Below are 14,036 nucleotides of genomic sequence, written 5' to 3' on the forward strand. Positions count from 1 at the left end.
AGATTTCATAGGGTGGCAAAGATATTTTCTTTTGTTTGGAGTTCGAACAACAATCTATACTTTCCATTTTCTTTGCTCATCAACTCGCTATGCGTGCCCTCTTCGACTATCTTTCCATTTTCCAGATAGAGTATCCTGTCAGCAAATATGACGGTAGACAGTCTGTGCGCAACTATTATGGTAGTTCTACCCTTCAGAACTCTCTTCAGCGCCTCTTGAAATTGAGATTCAGAAGAGGCATCAAGGTTGGATGTAGCCTCATCCAATAGAAATATCTTTGGGTTCTTTATCACTGCGCGCGCAATAGAAATTCTCTGTCTCTCACCGCCGGAAAATCTTACTCCCCTTTCCCCAAGGATCGTGTCGTAGCCCTTTTCCATCTTGCCTATAAATTCATGGGCATTCGATATCCTTGCAGCCCATATTATGTCTTCTGAACTAGCGCCAGTCTTACCATAGGAGATATTTTCAGAAATTGTAGTGTTAAAGAGTATCACGTCTTGAGGCACAAGCCCAAGGTGCCTTCTCAGAGACCTTATAGACAAATCTCTCACATCATGGCCATCAATCTTTACGCTCCCCTTTTGGGGATCATAGAACCTCATTACCAGATCGATTATGGTAGTCTTCCCAGCGCCAGAAGGCCCAACAATTGCAAAAACTTGACCAGGCATTACTTTAAGGTTCAGCCCTTTTAGGATATATTCTTCTTCATCGGGATACTTGAACCACACATCGTCAAATTCAACCTCACCCTTTATCTCTTCAATCTCAATTGCATCCTCTTTGTCCCTAACATTTGGCTCTATATCAAGAACAGAAAATATTCTGTGTGCCGCAGCCATAGCTTGTTGAATGTTACCCAGATTTGAGCCCATCCTCCTTACAGGAGTAGTGATGATGCCTATATATCCAATAAAGGCCATAAGGTCTCCTATAGTCATATGACCATTTATAACCCTATAGCCTCCATACCAGAAAACAGCAGCTATGCCCATTGCTCCCAATAACTCCATTACAGGAGTATAGATTGCGTTCAACCTGCCAGCCTTCAAGACTGCCTTTACAGATTCTCTATTTATCCTTTTAAACCGATCGCTTTCTTTCTCATAGGTTGCAAATCCGTGAACAATCTTTATAGAAGACAGAACCTCTTGCAATACCGCAAAAACGTCAGCAGATCTCTCCTGGATTCTGTAGCTGACACTTTTCAACCTCCTGCCAAACTTTTGCACGGCCAGAAACGCAAGAGGCAAAATAAATATCGTAGCCATTGTCAGCTTCCAGTCTATGTAAAATATGAAGCATACAACGCCTACCAAAGTTAGAGTATCTAAAACCAAGCTTACCAGTCCCGTTGAAAAAACCTGCTGCAATATAAAGGTATCGTTGGTCAGTCTGGACATCAGCTCACCAGTAGTGTGTTTTTTAAAAAATTCCAGAGGCATCAGCTGCATATGAGAAAAAAACTGCTCTCTAATGTCAGATATAACGCTATTGGTAATATAAACCATTAGATAATTCTGACAAAAACTCAATATGCCTTTTACAAAATAAAGGCCTATCATAGACAGTGCCAGAATATTTAAAACAAAGGCGTCTTTCTTGATTAGCGCAGAATCCACCAGAACCTTCAAAGTCCAAGGAATTGCTATCATAATTGCTGATACCATACACATAAAAGCTAAAGCCAAGAAAAAGAGCTTTATATATGGTCTCAAATACTTTAAAAGTCTAAAATATATATCCTTCAGCTCCTTTTTATAAAAAATACTTGTTTTAGATTATATACCAAATCTATTATCTACTTTTATTGAGATCCAGCTACTGCCTCACTTTGCCCTTCGCAAAGCAAAAAGCAGCCTATCGACAGGAATATTCAAATTTTTACAGCAATATAGTCTATTTTTTCATAAATAATTTCTGGAGTGACTTTACGTAATCGTCAATAACGGAATCGTCCAAAGAGCAAAGCCCATATTGTCCCTTTCTGTTAATTTCTATCAACCCAGCATCGTTTAATATCTTCAGATGATGGGATACAGCCGGCTGAGTAATATCGAGCGACTTGATCACCTCAGTACAAGAAATTTTCGGGTTTGAAGAAATTGATTGAAGAATCTTAAATCTTGATTCGTTTGCCAGTGCGTTAGAAACTTTAAGAACTTGATCTAAGTTCAAAGTTTATCCTCCTCATCAATATAGATTTAAATATAATCATATCAAATTTTTCTTTAAAATTTATAAAAATATCTTATGCAAGTTTTAATCTAATTTTAATTCAATATTAATCTGTTTTTAATGTATAATGTAAAAATCGATGTTTTCTTTTTTGGAGGGATAAAAATTTTATGGTCAAAATGGAGCATATAAACAAATACTTTGGCTCACATCATGTATTGAAGGACATAAATCTCAATGTAAAGTTCAAAGAAAGACTGGTGATAATGGGGCCTAGCGGTTCAGGAAAGAGTACTCTGATAAGATGTATCAACTTTTTAGAAAGGCCCTCATCGGGAAAGATCTTTGTAAATGGAGTTGAGCTAACTGCAAAGAAGGTGTCTCTGAACAAGGTAAGACAGAAAATTGGTATGGTTTTCCAACACTTCAACCTTTATCCGCATAAAACAGCTCTGGAAAACGTATTGCTTGCACCCATCCTGGTCGAAAAAAGAGACAAAAAGGAAGCCGAAAAAAGCGCTATATTGCTGCTTGAAAAAGTAGGCTTAAAGGATGCATACAATAAATATCCTTCTCAGCTCTCAGGCGGCCAGCAGCAAAGGGTCGCAATAGCAAGAGCTCTAAATATGAAACCAGATCTATTACTTTTTGACGAGCCCACATCAGCCCTTGATCCAGAAATGATTCAAGAGGTACTTGATATAATGATCGCCCTTGCAAAGGAGGGCATGACAATGGTAGTAGTAACCCATGAAATGGGATTTGCAAAACAGGCAGCAGATAGAATTGTCTTTATGGATGACGGTCAAATTATGGAAACAGGCACACCTAGCCAGATATTTAACAATCCTACTCACGAAAGAACACAGGCATTTCTTGAAAAGCTAAACAAGATTCAGGTTTAAATCTGTCTTTATCAAATTCTTATAAATTTTAAGGAGGAATGAAAATGAAAAAATTGAAGTTCTTGTTCTTAGGCGTCCTTCTCCTTATTGGTTTTGTGGTTGCTGGGTGTTCCCAACAAGCGCAAAAGCCTCAGGAGAGCTCAGCGGTACCATCGGACATAAAGGCTATTAAAGATCGCGGCGTTTTAAACGTTGGCGTAAAGTACGACGTACCAAAATTTGGTTTCAAAGATCCAAAAACAGGCAAGATTGAGGGTTTTGAAATAGACATAGCTCACGAAATGGCAAAAAAGATCCTTGGCAATCCAGATAAAGTAAACCTGATAGCTGTTACACCGAAAACAAGAGGACCTCTTCTTGACAACGGCGAGGTAGATATGGTTATCGCCACCTTTACCATCACTCCTGAAAGAGAGAAAAGTTTCAACTTTTCAGTACCATATTTTACTGACGGAGTCGCACTCTTAGTAAAGAAAGATTCTGGGATAAAGAGCTTTGCAGATCTAAACGGCAAAACAGTTGGCGTAGCCCAAAGCGCGACCACAAAAGGCGCCATAGAAGCTGAGGCAAAGGCTAAGGGCATAAAGGTAAATGTCCTTGAATTCGCTAGCTATCCAGAAATAAAAGCTGCCCTCGAATCTGGAAGGGTTCAAGCATTTTCTACAGATGGCGCAATACTTTACGGTTATCTTGATGACTCCACCATGCTTCTTCCTGAAAGATTTGCTCCTCAAAACTACGGCATAGCTATGAAAAAGGGTAACGATGGCCTTTTGAAATTAGTCAATTCAACTCTTGAAGAGATGCAAAAGGACGGGACACTTGCAAAGCTAAAGGAGAAGTGGGGACTTAAATAGTGTTTGATACGGGACCCTTTGCATTATTTAAATGGGAGAAGCTCTTTTCTGACTGGAGAATTTTTGCAGAGGGTTTCGCCACTACAATCTCGGTTTCATTTCTTGGCCTCTTATTAGCTCTCTTTTTAGGGTTAATATTTGGCGTTCTTGCTACCAGTCAATTCAAAGGCGCAAAGTTTACAAACCGAATATATGTCGAGTTCATTCAAAACACCCCGCTGGTTATACAGATTTTTTTCCTGTACAATGGACTCCCCCATCTGGGGATAGTGTTACCAGTTTTCGCTGTTGGAGTAATTGGCGTGGGTGTCTATCACGGAGCATATATTGCAGAAGTAGTAAGAGCGGGCATCCAATCAATTCACAGAGGTCAGTTAGAGGCTGCATACTCTCAAGGCTTCACCTTCTGGCAATCTATGAGATATATAATTTTGCCTCAGGCCAAGGTTATAATATTTCCACCTCTGACAAACCAGGCTGTCAGTTTGATTAAAAATACCTCTGTAATGGCGATGGTTGCAGGTGGAGATTTAATGTATCACGCAGATTCATGGTCGAGCAACAATCTTTATTATGGTCCCGCATACGTAATAGTGGGACTGCTATATTTGAGCCTTTGTTTGCCATTGGCCAGATTTGCTAGCTATCTTGAACGAAAGGCACAGATGAGCCCATGATTGGACAACTTTTTGCTCCTGATATATTAATATTCTTGTTAAAAGGATTACAGGTAACCCTTACTATTGCAGTATTTACCATAATATTTAGCACATTTCTTGGGTTAATTCTCGGGATAGCTAGATATTCAAACAAGCCTTTTATCAGCCAGTGCGCAACAGTTTACATAGACTCTATTAGAAATATTCCACTTTTATTGTTCATACTTGCTTGTAGATTTATGATACCAATACCGCCAATTCAGGCAGCTATCCTTGCTATGACGATATTTACTACTGCAATGATAGCTGAAATAGTAAGAGGAGGCCTAAATTCGATTGATAAGGGGCAGTGGGAAGCTGCAGCATCTCAGGGCTTTGGATACGCGCAGACTCTTATCTATATAGTCTTGCCACAAGCCATCAGAAAAGTAATACCACCGCTTATCTCTCAATTTATCACTACTATAAAGGATACATCTTTCACCTGGGCTGTGGGCATTGAAGAGCTAACGGGTAGAGGCATGATAGTTATGGGTCAATATGCAGAGCCAGCACAGGTATTCGTACTCTTTGGGATGATAGCATCGACTTACTTTATTATCAATTATACCCTCTCGGTATTAGCCAGAAATCAACAAAAAAAGATGATTCATCAAAGTTATTAATTTTAAGTCACAAAACGCCCAAAAGGGCGTTTTGTGCTTTTCTTCCCTATTTCGTATACAACTTAAATATTGCCTGGGTGCCACTATTTTCCTCTCCCATTTTGGACAGCTCTTCATACAAAGATAGTGCCAGTTCCAATCCAGGCAACTTTATACCCATCCTTACAGTCTCATCAATAGCTATTTTCATATCTTTTATAAAATGCTTTACATAAAATCCAGGCGCAAAGTCACCTTTTAGCATCTTCGGTCCCAGATTTACCAAAGACCAGCTGCCTGCCGCACCGCCTCCAATACTCTTTAAGACCGTTTCAGGGTCAAGGCCTGACTTGATAGCATAGTAAAGAGATTCTGCCACGCCTATCATACCAGTAGCTATTACAATCTGATTGCACATCTTGGTATGCTGACCAGAACCCGTCTTCCCTTGATATACTACATTCTTCCCCATCAGATTAAAAAGTGGCAGAACTGAATTATAGATTACTTCATCTCCGCCCACCATAATAGACAATGCAGCATTCTTAGCCCCAATATCTCCTCCAGAAACAGGCGCATCTAAGAAATATATCCCCCTCTTCTTTGCCTCTTCACCTATCTTTACAGCAAGAGATGGAGGAGACGTTGTCATATCTATCAGAATTGAATTCTCCTTAGCATTTTTTACAAGGCCATTCTCGCTCAGATAGACCTCTTCCACGTCTTTTGGAAAACCGACTATAGTTATTATCACATCACAAGTCTTAGCCAACTCATCAATAGGCATGAAAACAGCACCTTTGTCCAACAGGTCTTGCGCCTTTGACTTCGTCCTTGTGTAGACAAAAAGCTTATATCCAGCATCTAAAATATGGCCAGCCATGCTCCTTCCCATGACTCCAGTACCGATAAATCCCACTTTAGTTTTTTTTGAGTCAATCTGCATTTTTTTCGCCTCCAAGAATTATTAGCGTCAACTATGTCTAAAAAACCGTTACAAAAGCATTTATAGCTTTTTTTATTTTATTTGCTGTAAAAATCAAGATGTGATATAATTGCAACAATATTTAAAAACTGCAAGTATATGGCTATTGGTTTAGAACATATCCCTTATTTCATCTAAGCTTTTAGATTTTATAACAGCTTTATGCATCTCTCTTAGCTTTTCTCTGTCTTTCGTTTTTTTCACCAAAAGTTTTATATCTCTTGGGACTTTATTAAATTTGGTTTCAATGGCATCTAAAAGTAAATCCTGGGCATCAATAATCATACCCTCTATCTTACCTTTCTCCATGCCTTTCTCCATGCCTTTCTCCATGCCCTTTTTAATACCTTCTTCTCTTCCCTTTTCTATCCACTTCTCAATTACAGGTGCCATCTTATCACCTCCTACAGTAGAGTCTAATATAGCTTTCATTTCCTCTTCTTTCAAATCATTTACATTTGCAACATAAATAAAGTATATCAAAAACTCGTCTAAATCTAAATCTTTTACGATATACAATATCTCAGAATATTTCTCTAAGTCTTTACCGATATAGGAGTATTTAAACAGCAATAGTGCAGTTAAAAGATATATATTATTTATGCTAAGGCGAAATTTTTCTTCTTCAATCTTATTTGTATCTATCAGGATATACTTAAAAGCAGGCAAATAATCTTTATAGATATGCTTTTCTTCAAATAGATCTGAGAAATCTATCGGTTTATCCCAATTCGTTTTTCCATGATAGAAAACTACTGGAATAATTGGCTCTAATGGTCTTTTGTTTTTTATATCCTCTTCCCATATTGCAAGCATATATGAGAGTATCTGGATATTACTAAAGCTTCCTGTCTCTGATTTGTGCTCCAGTAGATAATACACCTGGACTGAACTGGTCTTTGTTTGAAATCTAAAAGCTATGTCTAAATTAAATCTCTTATACTTCTTTGAAATCTTTTCTGTGTTTATAGGTTTTATTGTATTAATGTCCAGTTGTTCTAAAATCTCTTTTGGCAAAGAGAATTCTACAAAGCTCTTTGCATTCTCAATATTTGAGGTTATCTGTTTAAAGAACTTATCGTGTATTTGATGTATGTCGTCCATAAATTGATTTAAACACAAGAATAAAAAGATGTCAAATTAGGATTTATTAATTTGAATCTCGTGATATGGTATTATAGAATAAGTTCCAAATCAAACTAATTGGGGGCAAATATGAAAAAACTATATATACTTTTTACTTTTATATTTTTTGCACTATTAAATACGAGTTTGGCATTTGCAAATATTGAGCTATTAGGACCGGGTTCACCGAATCCCCCTGGGGATTCAATCTCAAATCTAAATCCTATTTTGACCTGGAGTTCTGATAACAAAGATACGAATTTTAAGGTAACCATATACCTTCAAGACAGCAACTCTTTAGTTCCAAAAGTTCTTAGGGAATGGCTCTTCATAAAGGGCACATCCCTCAGGGTTCCGGACGGGGTGTTGTCTCCAAATAAATCGTATTATTGGACTGTTACCGACATGCAAAGCTCATCCACAAAAAACTTTTTATATTTCAAGACCACTTATCCAATAAGCGCTGCGCTGCTTGAACCAGGTTCTGAAAAGCCTCAAGGTCCCTTAGTTGACTTAGACAATTTAAAGTTTATATGGAAAACTGAATACGCTGACAAAGTAAACCTGATAGTGCTAAGAGTTGAAAAAGAAGGAAAGACAACCATACTCTCCAAGGAGTTTAGCTCAAGCGAAAATGAATTCGATGTATCAAGTGACCCCGATCTCAAGAAGCTTTTTACCAGCGGAGAATACGAGTGCTATATCATAGCCACATCAGGAAATAACACAAAGATAGCGTCAAGCAGGTTTTTTAGGATAAAATAAAATAGTTACTATAAACTAAAACTTTTGGGAGAATAGATATGCGTCAAGAAGGCAAACTAAAATTAGATAATTTAGATGTGGAATTGATAAAGCTGATGCAAGAAGATATGCCTTTGGTAGAGAGACCATTTCTTGAGATATCAGAAAGATTAAATATATCAGAAAAAGAGGTAATATCCTGGATAAATCGGTCTCTGAAGAGTGGCCTGATGAGAAGGTTTGGTGCAAGAATCAGCCACAGAAAGATAGGCATAAACGTAAATCCTATGATAGCGTGGAGAATTCCTGAATCAAACATAGAAGAGTGTGGGAATATACTTGCAAAAAGCCCAGAGGTCACTCACTGTTACGAAAGGGCTACATCAGAAGAATGGCCATACAGCATTTACACGATGATTCATTGCAAGAGCAAGTCAGAAGCTGACAGAATAGCAAAGAATTTATCCGATCAGATAAATATAACTGACTACATACTGCTGTACAGCATAAGAGAATTAAAAAAGACACATATGGCTTATTTTTCAGAAAAAAATAAATAAGAGGTGAAAATATGTTTCAAAAATCAAAAGAGCTTTACACTGAGGCAAAAAAGTATATACCTGGCGGCGTAAACTCACCAGTTCGAGCTTTTAAGGCTGTAGGCTGCGACCCCGTATTTATAAAAAAGGCAAAGAAAGCATATTTATTTGATGAAGATTCAAATAAATACATTGATTATGTGTGCTCATGGGGTCCGCTTATTTTCGGCCATGCAAATAAAAAAGTCATAAAATCTGTTGAAGAGTCCATCCAAAGAGGTTTTACATACGGAGCCCCCACAAAGCTTGAGGTAGAATTAGCCCAGCTTATCACAAAGTGCGTTCCCAGCATAGAAAAAGTAAGGTTGGTATCATCAGGAACAGAGGCCACGATGAGCGCAATTAGATTGGCCAGGGCATATACAAAAAAAGAAAAGATAATCAAATTTAAGGGTTGCTATCATGGACACTCTGACAGCTTTCTTGTCCAGATGGGATCGGGCGGCCTTACCTTCTCCGTGCCCACATCACCTGGCGTACTTGAAGACGTGGCAAAAAATACAATACTTGCCAACTTCAACAGCAAAGAAGACGTAACAAGTATCTTCAATAGCCTAAAAGGCCAGATTTGTGCTGTAATAGTCGAACCAGTAGCTGGAAATATGGGCATAATAGAGCCCAAGGATGATTTTCTAAAATTTTTGCGCGACATTACAAATATAAATAATTCTCTCTTGATATTCGATGAGGTAATCACCGGTTTCAGGCTGGGTCTTTCTGGAGCTCAAGGCATATATGATATAAAACCAGACATTACTACCTTAGGAAAGATAATAGGAGGCGGTTTTCCGCTTGCAGCATTCGGAGGGAGCGCTCAAATAATGGACATGCTTTCTCCTGATGGACCTGTGTATCAGGCAGGCACCCTATCTGGGAATCCAATAGCGTGCACGGCAGGGATAGCCACTTTAGAAATGTTAATGGAAGATCCCCCATACGATAAGCTTGAAAAAAAGACAAAATACCTTACGCAAGAGATGAGAAACATATTCCAAAAATACTCAATAGAATCATATATATCTCAATGCGGCTCTATGTTTACTCCATTCTTCTGCAGTGAAACCGTCACAGACCTTGATTCAGCTGCAAAATCAAATACACAGACCTATTCAAAATTCTTTCAAGGGCTCCTAAAGAATGGTATATATCCTCCTGCATCTCAATTTGAAGCGTGGTTTGTCTCAACTGCGCACTCAGAAGAAGACTTTGATACCACATTAGAAGTTGTTGAAGATGTTGCCAAAAATCTCTAAAAATAACTTCATTGCAGCTATAGTTATACTATTTGCCATAAGTATAATTATCCCAATACTGTTAAAAATAGTGCTGATTTCAGTTGCCATAATTTTTGCATATCAATATTTTTTCAATAAGCAGCAATGAATGCCTTGCTCTCAAAAAACTCTAAATCTTTAGAGGACAATCAAAATTAATGAAAATTATCACCATTAGCGATATCCACACGCCACAATATTTATGGATGCTAAAAAGAAAATTAGAACTTTGCGACAACGACATAGACCTCATAATCGGAGCAGGAGACCTGATATACAAGGGCGCAAGTTTAGCGATAAATAGCTTAAATCAGGCGTTAGTCCAAAAATTTAATAAATTTGTGCCCTTCTTTACCTGTTTTGGAAACGAAGAATACTTCAACACAGAACCAAAATTAAAAAAACTTCAATATCCCATTTATATAGATATGGATTTCATTAAAGTAGGAAGGCCCGAATGGACGTTCGTTTTTACAAGGGGGATTTTGAATCAGCCAACCGCATGGCAAAGAAAGCACATGCCAGACGCAGAAAAAGTCTATGAAAAGAAACTGACTGAAATACGCTCCCTACTGGAAAGGCTAAAGGAGCAAACAGACAATATAGTTTATGTAAGCCACTATGCGCCCACATACAAAACTTTAGAGGGCGAGAAGAGTGAGAGTTTAGAGCTCTTAGGGAGCGATAAGATTGAGAAGCTAATATTAGAACTTGATATACCACTTGCTATTCACGGTCACTCACATCACTCAATCAAACCCATTGTAAATATTGGAAGATCTACTATAATAAACGCTGCTATAATGGTTAACAAAAATATCCCAACTATAATTTTAGAAGAAGGTGTGCAGATTGAGCATATTGAATAACGTAGGCAATACTCCTTTATTGAGGTTAAATAGCTTTCAAGATAAAATTATATTTGGCAAATGGGAAGCAAAAAATCCCATGGGCTCTATAAAAGACAGAGCAGCTCTAAATATGATAGAAACAGCTCTAAGAGATGGGAAGATAAATCCAGACACCACCGTAGTAGAGGCCACATCTGGAAACACTGGAATAGGCCTTGCCTTTGTGTGCGCGGTCAAGGGCATAAACCTAAGAATTTATCTACCAGAACATATGAGCGAGGAAAGAAAAAAGATATTAAAAGCCTTTGGAACCCAGTTAGTTCTTACCCCGAAGAGCGGCGGAATATCCGCATCGGTAGCCGCTGCAAAAGATTTTGCAAAAGCAAACAATGCCTACTACATAGATCAATTTAACAACCCTGCCAACGCTATGGCGCACTACATTGGCACTGCACCAGAGATATATAGAGATATGAAGGGCGAAATAGGAGCTATCGTGTGCACTATAGGAAGCTCTGGAACCATAACAGGCATTGGGAATTTCATAAAATCAATAGACAAAAACATAAAGATAATCGGCGTTGAGCCCAGCTCAAGCCCTACGATCAAGAGCAATATTAGTGCCCCTCACAAGATTCAAGGCATTGCGCCAGGATTCGTTCCAGGCATATACAATCCAAAAGTTGTAGACGATATTATATGCGTCTCAGATGAAGAAGCATACGATATGACCAGATATTTAGCGAAAAAGGAAGGACTTTTCGTAGGAATCTCATCTGGAGCATGCGTCGCTGCATCTCTTAAGCTCCCTATGGATAAACCAATAGTTGCCATACTCCCTGATACAGGAGAAAGATATCTCTCGGTGGAAAACCTCTTCAATGCATAGAGCGCTCCTTCTCTTCTCAGGAGGTCTGGATTCGCTGCTTGCAGGCAGGATAATTCAAAATCAAAATATTGAGGTCATACCCATAAAGTTTGTAACCCCGTTTTTCGGACCTGATGAAAGCGCTAAGGTATATGCGAGAGAGGCAGGCCTGAAAGAGCCGATATTCGTTGACATTACTAAGCAATTTTTCAATATACTAAAAAATCCAAAATACGGATTCGGAAAAGCCGCCAACCCCTGCATAGACTGCCACAAGCTGATGATTGAAGAGTGTGTGAGCCTGATGGGAGACTTCGATGCGTCCTTTGTGGTTACAGGAGAAGTCTTAGGAGAAAGACCCATGTCACAGAACAAAAATAGCCTAAAGGCAGTAGCAGAGCAATACGAAAACATTGTGCTAAGGCCTCTTTCTGCCAAGCTTTTGAGAGAGACAAGTTTAGAAAGATCTAAAGTTGTAGATAGAGATCTTCTTGAGGGCATCTCAGGTAGATCGCGAAAGAGACAAAAGGAGCTCGCAAAACTCCTAAACATAAAAAAATTTCCAGCACCCGCTGGCGGATGCGTCCTCACAGAAAAACAATTTGGAAATAAGATTAAGAAATTAATTGACTTGGATATGTTAACCTCAGATCTGTGCAAGCTGATAAAAAGATCCAGGACTCTTTTCGTAGAAAAATACAACAACATTTTGATTACAGGAAGGTGTGAAAGCGAAAATCAAATGATCCAAGATTTTGCTGATGAGTTTGGGATCGCTTATTTTATGCCAAAAAATGACAAAGGGAGCTATCTTTTACCTTTGAGAGAGGCAGCCAGTGAAGAAGAAAGCATTTTCTATGCTAAAATTACTGCATCTTTCAATGATGAAAAGGGAAAAGAAATTGAAATAGTTATTTCTGGAAAAGATCAGAGCTTCAATGTCCTTCAATTGGACAGAGAAGAAATAAACAAGTTTTTATTTACATAACATTAATTTTAATAATTAGGGAGGTTGTCTTGAAAAAGAAATCAATCTGGGGAATAATCTTATTGGCCATACTTTTTTCTACAACCTTTTCAAGCTTAGCCCTTGCACAAAGCAACTACCTACAACAATTTAGTCCAAAAGTTATAATCTTAACAGCATTTTTGCCTGAATACAACGCATGGCAAGATGAAAATTTTAACAAAACCATAGAAGTTTCTGGACTCATAAAGCCCCTAAGCTGCGATAACAGAGACGTGTGTATAGTTATGACTGGAGAAGGCGAAATGAACGCAGCTATATCGGTCACAAGCATAATAAAAGACAAAAGTCTAAACATAAGTAAGACTATTTTTATAAGAAGCGGGATATCTGGCGGAGTAGACGAGCCGTCCAGCTCTTACGGGAGCGTATACATAAATAGCTGGGTAATTTCCTGGTCATTTGGTCACCACTATTTAAATGACCAAAAGAAGCTTGATTGGATACAGCCTGGTTGTTCCAACTATGCCCTGCCAGGTCACTGCAACGAATACACACAAAACCTATATGAAAACCTGGCTTATAAAATTGACGATGGTCTTTTAAACATCGCTAAAGAGTCTACAAAAAATTTACAGCTTGAGAACTCATCCAAGGCTGTAAAATTGGACAGCGAATTTGGTCTACCCACGACGCCCACGATAAAGACAGGAGCAGTTGTTGCTGGCGACGACTATTGGATAGGGTTTGAAAACGAAGCTATAGCGAAAAAAATCACTGCTCTATACAGCAACAAAGCAGCAAATTACACAGACACCGCAATGGAAGACATCGGAGATATTGCAGCGCTATCCAAATTTGGCTTAGAAAATCACTACCTTTCTATTAGAAGCGTATCAGACATAGACGTCCCTGAACCTGGCAAGACCGATGAGGAGGCGTGGAAGATTAGCAACCCTCATGAAATTCACCTGGCAATCAAAAACGTCGTCCTGGTTACCAAAAGAATAGTCGATGAATTGGTCAAATAGATTTCTGTCGATTATCCACCTGTTATCTTGGTGACATCTTTTTCAAAATAAGTCTTTGCGAAATCAGCGACCTTTTCTTTTGTTATGTCGCCTTCAATAGTCCCTATCTTTACTCCAGAAACGCTTAGATCCCAGTCTATCATCCAGGCTTTTCTGGCCTCTATCTTGACAAATGTGCCATCAGAAAACCAAACTCTATAAAGCTTGTAGAAAACAAACTGGTCGCTTTCTGCTCTGGCTGGGACATTGGTATTCAAAACAAAATCATAAGATGTAAACACAAAAGTAGACACAAAGAGCGCACACAAAAATATAAAAAGTCTCAGAAATTTCATCTATCCTCCCG

16 protein-coding genes are annotated in these 14,036 nt (G+C 38.5%); 11 read left to right on the forward strand and 5 right to left on the reverse strand.

What is annotated here, in order from left to right:
• Nucleotides 1-5 precede the first annotated feature (5 nt).
• On the reverse strand, nucleotides 6-1,721 hold the full coding sequence (locus tag V4762_RS03585) for an ABC transporter ATP-binding protein (RefSeq protein ID WP_347314411.1): 1,716 nt from the start codon (nucleotides 1,719-1,721) through the stop codon (nucleotides 6-8).
• A 181-nt stretch (nucleotides 1,722-1,902) separates the two neighbouring features.
• Nucleotides 1,903-2,181 (reverse strand): ArsR/SmtB family transcription factor, encoded by a 279-nt coding sequence (locus V4762_RS03590; RefSeq protein ID WP_347314412.1) that lies wholly within the window; start codon nucleotides 2,179-2,181, stop codon nucleotides 1,903-1,905.
• Nucleotides 2,182-2,351: 170 nt separating this feature from the next.
• Between V4762_RS03590 and V4762_RS03595 the strand changes: the two genes are divergently transcribed.
• The 4 genes from V4762_RS03595 to V4762_RS03610 are packed head-to-tail and all read left to right on the forward strand — an operon-like array spanning nucleotide 2,352 to nucleotide 5,267.
• Nucleotides 2,352-3,086, forward strand: a complete 735-nt coding sequence (locus V4762_RS03595) for an amino acid ABC transporter ATP-binding protein (RefSeq protein ID WP_347314413.1) — start codon at nucleotides 2,352-2,354, stop codon at nucleotides 3,084-3,086.
• 44 nt (nucleotides 3,087-3,130) lie between these two features.
• Complete coding sequence (locus V4762_RS03600) at nucleotides 3,131-3,943, forward strand: transporter substrate-binding domain-containing protein (RefSeq protein WP_347314414.1); 813 nt, start codon at nucleotides 3,131-3,133, stop codon at nucleotides 3,941-3,943.
• Nucleotides 3,943-4,620 (forward strand): amino acid ABC transporter permease, encoded by a 678-nt coding sequence (locus V4762_RS03605; protein WP_347314415.1) that lies wholly within the window; start codon nucleotides 3,943-3,945, stop codon nucleotides 4,618-4,620. Before V4762_RS03600 ends, V4762_RS03605 begins: the two co-directional genes overlap by 1 nt.
• The gene (locus V4762_RS03610) at nucleotides 4,617-5,267 is read left to right on the forward strand and encodes an amino acid ABC transporter permease (RefSeq protein WP_347314416.1); all 651 of its coding nucleotides are present in this window, start codon (nucleotides 4,617-4,619) and stop codon (nucleotides 5,265-5,267) included. The genes V4762_RS03605 and V4762_RS03610 overlap by 4 nt, the downstream gene beginning before the upstream one ends.
• Before the next feature lie 46 nt (nucleotides 5,268-5,313).
• On the opposite strand, the gene V4762_RS03615 is transcribed toward V4762_RS03610, so the two are convergent.
• Nucleotides 5,314-6,192, reverse strand: coding sequence for an NAD(P)-dependent oxidoreductase (locus tag V4762_RS03615; protein ID WP_347314417.1), 879 nt, complete (start codon nucleotides 6,190-6,192; stop codon nucleotides 5,314-5,316).
• Between the two features lie 150 nt (nucleotides 6,193-6,342).
• Nucleotides 6,343-7,335 (reverse strand): Rpn family recombination-promoting nuclease/putative transposase, encoded by a 993-nt coding sequence (locus tag V4762_RS03620; protein WP_347314418.1) that lies wholly within the window; start codon nucleotides 7,333-7,335, stop codon nucleotides 6,343-6,345.
• Nucleotides 7,336-7,446: 111 nt separating this feature from the next.
• Here V4762_RS03620 and V4762_RS03625 point away from each other — a divergent pair, with 111 nt between their 5' ends.
• From V4762_RS03625 to V4762_RS03655, 7 genes are all read left to right on the forward strand, one after another.
• A complete protein-coding gene (locus tag V4762_RS03625) occupies nucleotides 7,447-8,121 on the forward strand; it encodes a hypothetical protein (RefSeq protein ID WP_347314419.1) in 675 nt (224 codons plus the stop codon).
• A gap of 38 nt (nucleotides 8,122-8,159) precedes the next feature.
• Entirely contained in the window at nucleotides 8,160-8,660 is a 501-nt protein-coding gene (ahbB, locus tag V4762_RS03630; protein WP_347314420.1) for a siroheme decarboxylase subunit beta, read from the forward strand.
• Nucleotides 8,661-8,671: 11 nt separating this feature from the next.
• The gene (gene hemL, locus V4762_RS03635) at nucleotides 8,672-9,952 is read left to right on the forward strand and encodes a glutamate-1-semialdehyde 2,1-aminomutase (RefSeq protein WP_347314421.1); all 1,281 of its coding nucleotides are present in this window, start codon (nucleotides 8,672-8,674) and stop codon (nucleotides 9,950-9,952) included.
• A gap of 179 nt (nucleotides 9,953-10,131) precedes the next feature.
• Nucleotides 10,132-10,842, forward strand: a complete 711-nt coding sequence (locus V4762_RS03640) for a metallophosphoesterase family protein (protein ID WP_347314422.1) — start codon at nucleotides 10,132-10,134, stop codon at nucleotides 10,840-10,842.
• Complete coding sequence (locus V4762_RS03645; protein ID WP_347314423.1) at nucleotides 10,817-11,713, forward strand: PLP-dependent cysteine synthase family protein; 897 nt, start codon at nucleotides 10,817-10,819, stop codon at nucleotides 11,711-11,713. Before V4762_RS03640 ends, V4762_RS03645 begins: the two co-directional genes overlap by 26 nt.
• Nucleotides 11,706-12,680 (forward strand): tRNA 4-thiouridine(8) synthase ThiI, encoded by a 975-nt coding sequence (locus V4762_RS03650; protein WP_347314424.1) that lies wholly within the window; start codon nucleotides 11,706-11,708, stop codon nucleotides 12,678-12,680. Before V4762_RS03645 ends, V4762_RS03650 begins: the two co-directional genes overlap by 8 nt.
• Before the next feature lie 29 nt (nucleotides 12,681-12,709).
• Nucleotides 12,710-13,690, forward strand: a complete 981-nt coding sequence (locus tag V4762_RS03655) for a nucleoside phosphorylase-I family protein (protein ID WP_347314425.1) — start codon at nucleotides 12,710-12,712, stop codon at nucleotides 13,688-13,690.
• A gap of 11 nt (nucleotides 13,691-13,701) precedes the next feature.
• On the opposite strand, the gene V4762_RS03660 is transcribed toward V4762_RS03655, so the two are convergent.
• Nucleotides 13,702-14,025 carry a hypothetical protein gene (locus V4762_RS03660; protein ID WP_347314426.1) on the reverse strand — a complete coding sequence of 108 codons (324 nt, stop codon included), beginning with the start codon at nucleotides 14,023-14,025 and terminating at the stop codon, nucleotides 13,702-13,704.
• Nucleotides 14,026-14,036: the final 11 nt, after the last annotated feature.

The sequence above is a fragment of the Thermodesulfobium sp. 4217-1 genome, from assembly GCF_039822205.1.
Lineage (GTDB): Bacteria > Thermodesulfobiota > Thermodesulfobiia > Thermodesulfobiales > Thermodesulfobiaceae > Thermodesulfobium.

Coding starts and splice junctions, on each gene's coding strand:
- V4762_RS03615 (WP_347314417.1), bottom strand. CDS start 6,192: ATGCAGATTGACTCAAAAAAAACTAAAGTGGGATTTATCGGTACTGGA.
- V4762_RS03600 (WP_347314414.1), top strand. CDS start 3,131: ATGAAAAAATTGAAGTTCTTGTTCTTAGGCGTCCTTCTCCTTATTGGT.
- V4762_RS03640 (WP_347314422.1), top strand. CDS start 10,132: ATGAAAATTATCACCATTAGCGATATCCACACGCCACAATATTTATGG.
- V4762_RS03595 (WP_347314413.1), top strand. CDS start 2,352: ATGGTCAAAATGGAGCATATAAACAAATACTTTGGCTCACATCATGTA.
- ahbB (WP_347314420.1), top strand. CDS start 8,160: ATGCGTCAAGAAGGCAAACTAAAATTAGATAATTTAGATGTGGAATTG.
- V4762_RS03650 (WP_347314424.1), top strand. CDS start 11,706: ATGCATAGAGCGCTCCTTCTCTTCTCAGGAGGTCTGGATTCGCTGCTT.
- V4762_RS03660 (WP_347314426.1), bottom strand. CDS start 14,025: ATGAAATTTCTGAGACTTTTTATATTTTTGTGTGCGCTCTTTGTGTCT.
- hemL (WP_347314421.1), top strand. CDS start 8,672: ATGTTTCAAAAATCAAAAGAGCTTTACACTGAGGCAAAAAAGTATATA.
- V4762_RS03610 (WP_347314416.1), top strand. CDS start 4,617: ATGATTGGACAACTTTTTGCTCCTGATATATTAATATTCTTGTTAAAA.
- V4762_RS03625 (WP_347314419.1), top strand. CDS start 7,447: ATGAAAAAACTATATATACTTTTTACTTTTATATTTTTTGCACTATTA.
- V4762_RS03620 (WP_347314418.1), bottom strand. CDS start 7,335: ATGGACGACATACATCAAATACACGATAAGTTCTTTAAACAGATAACC.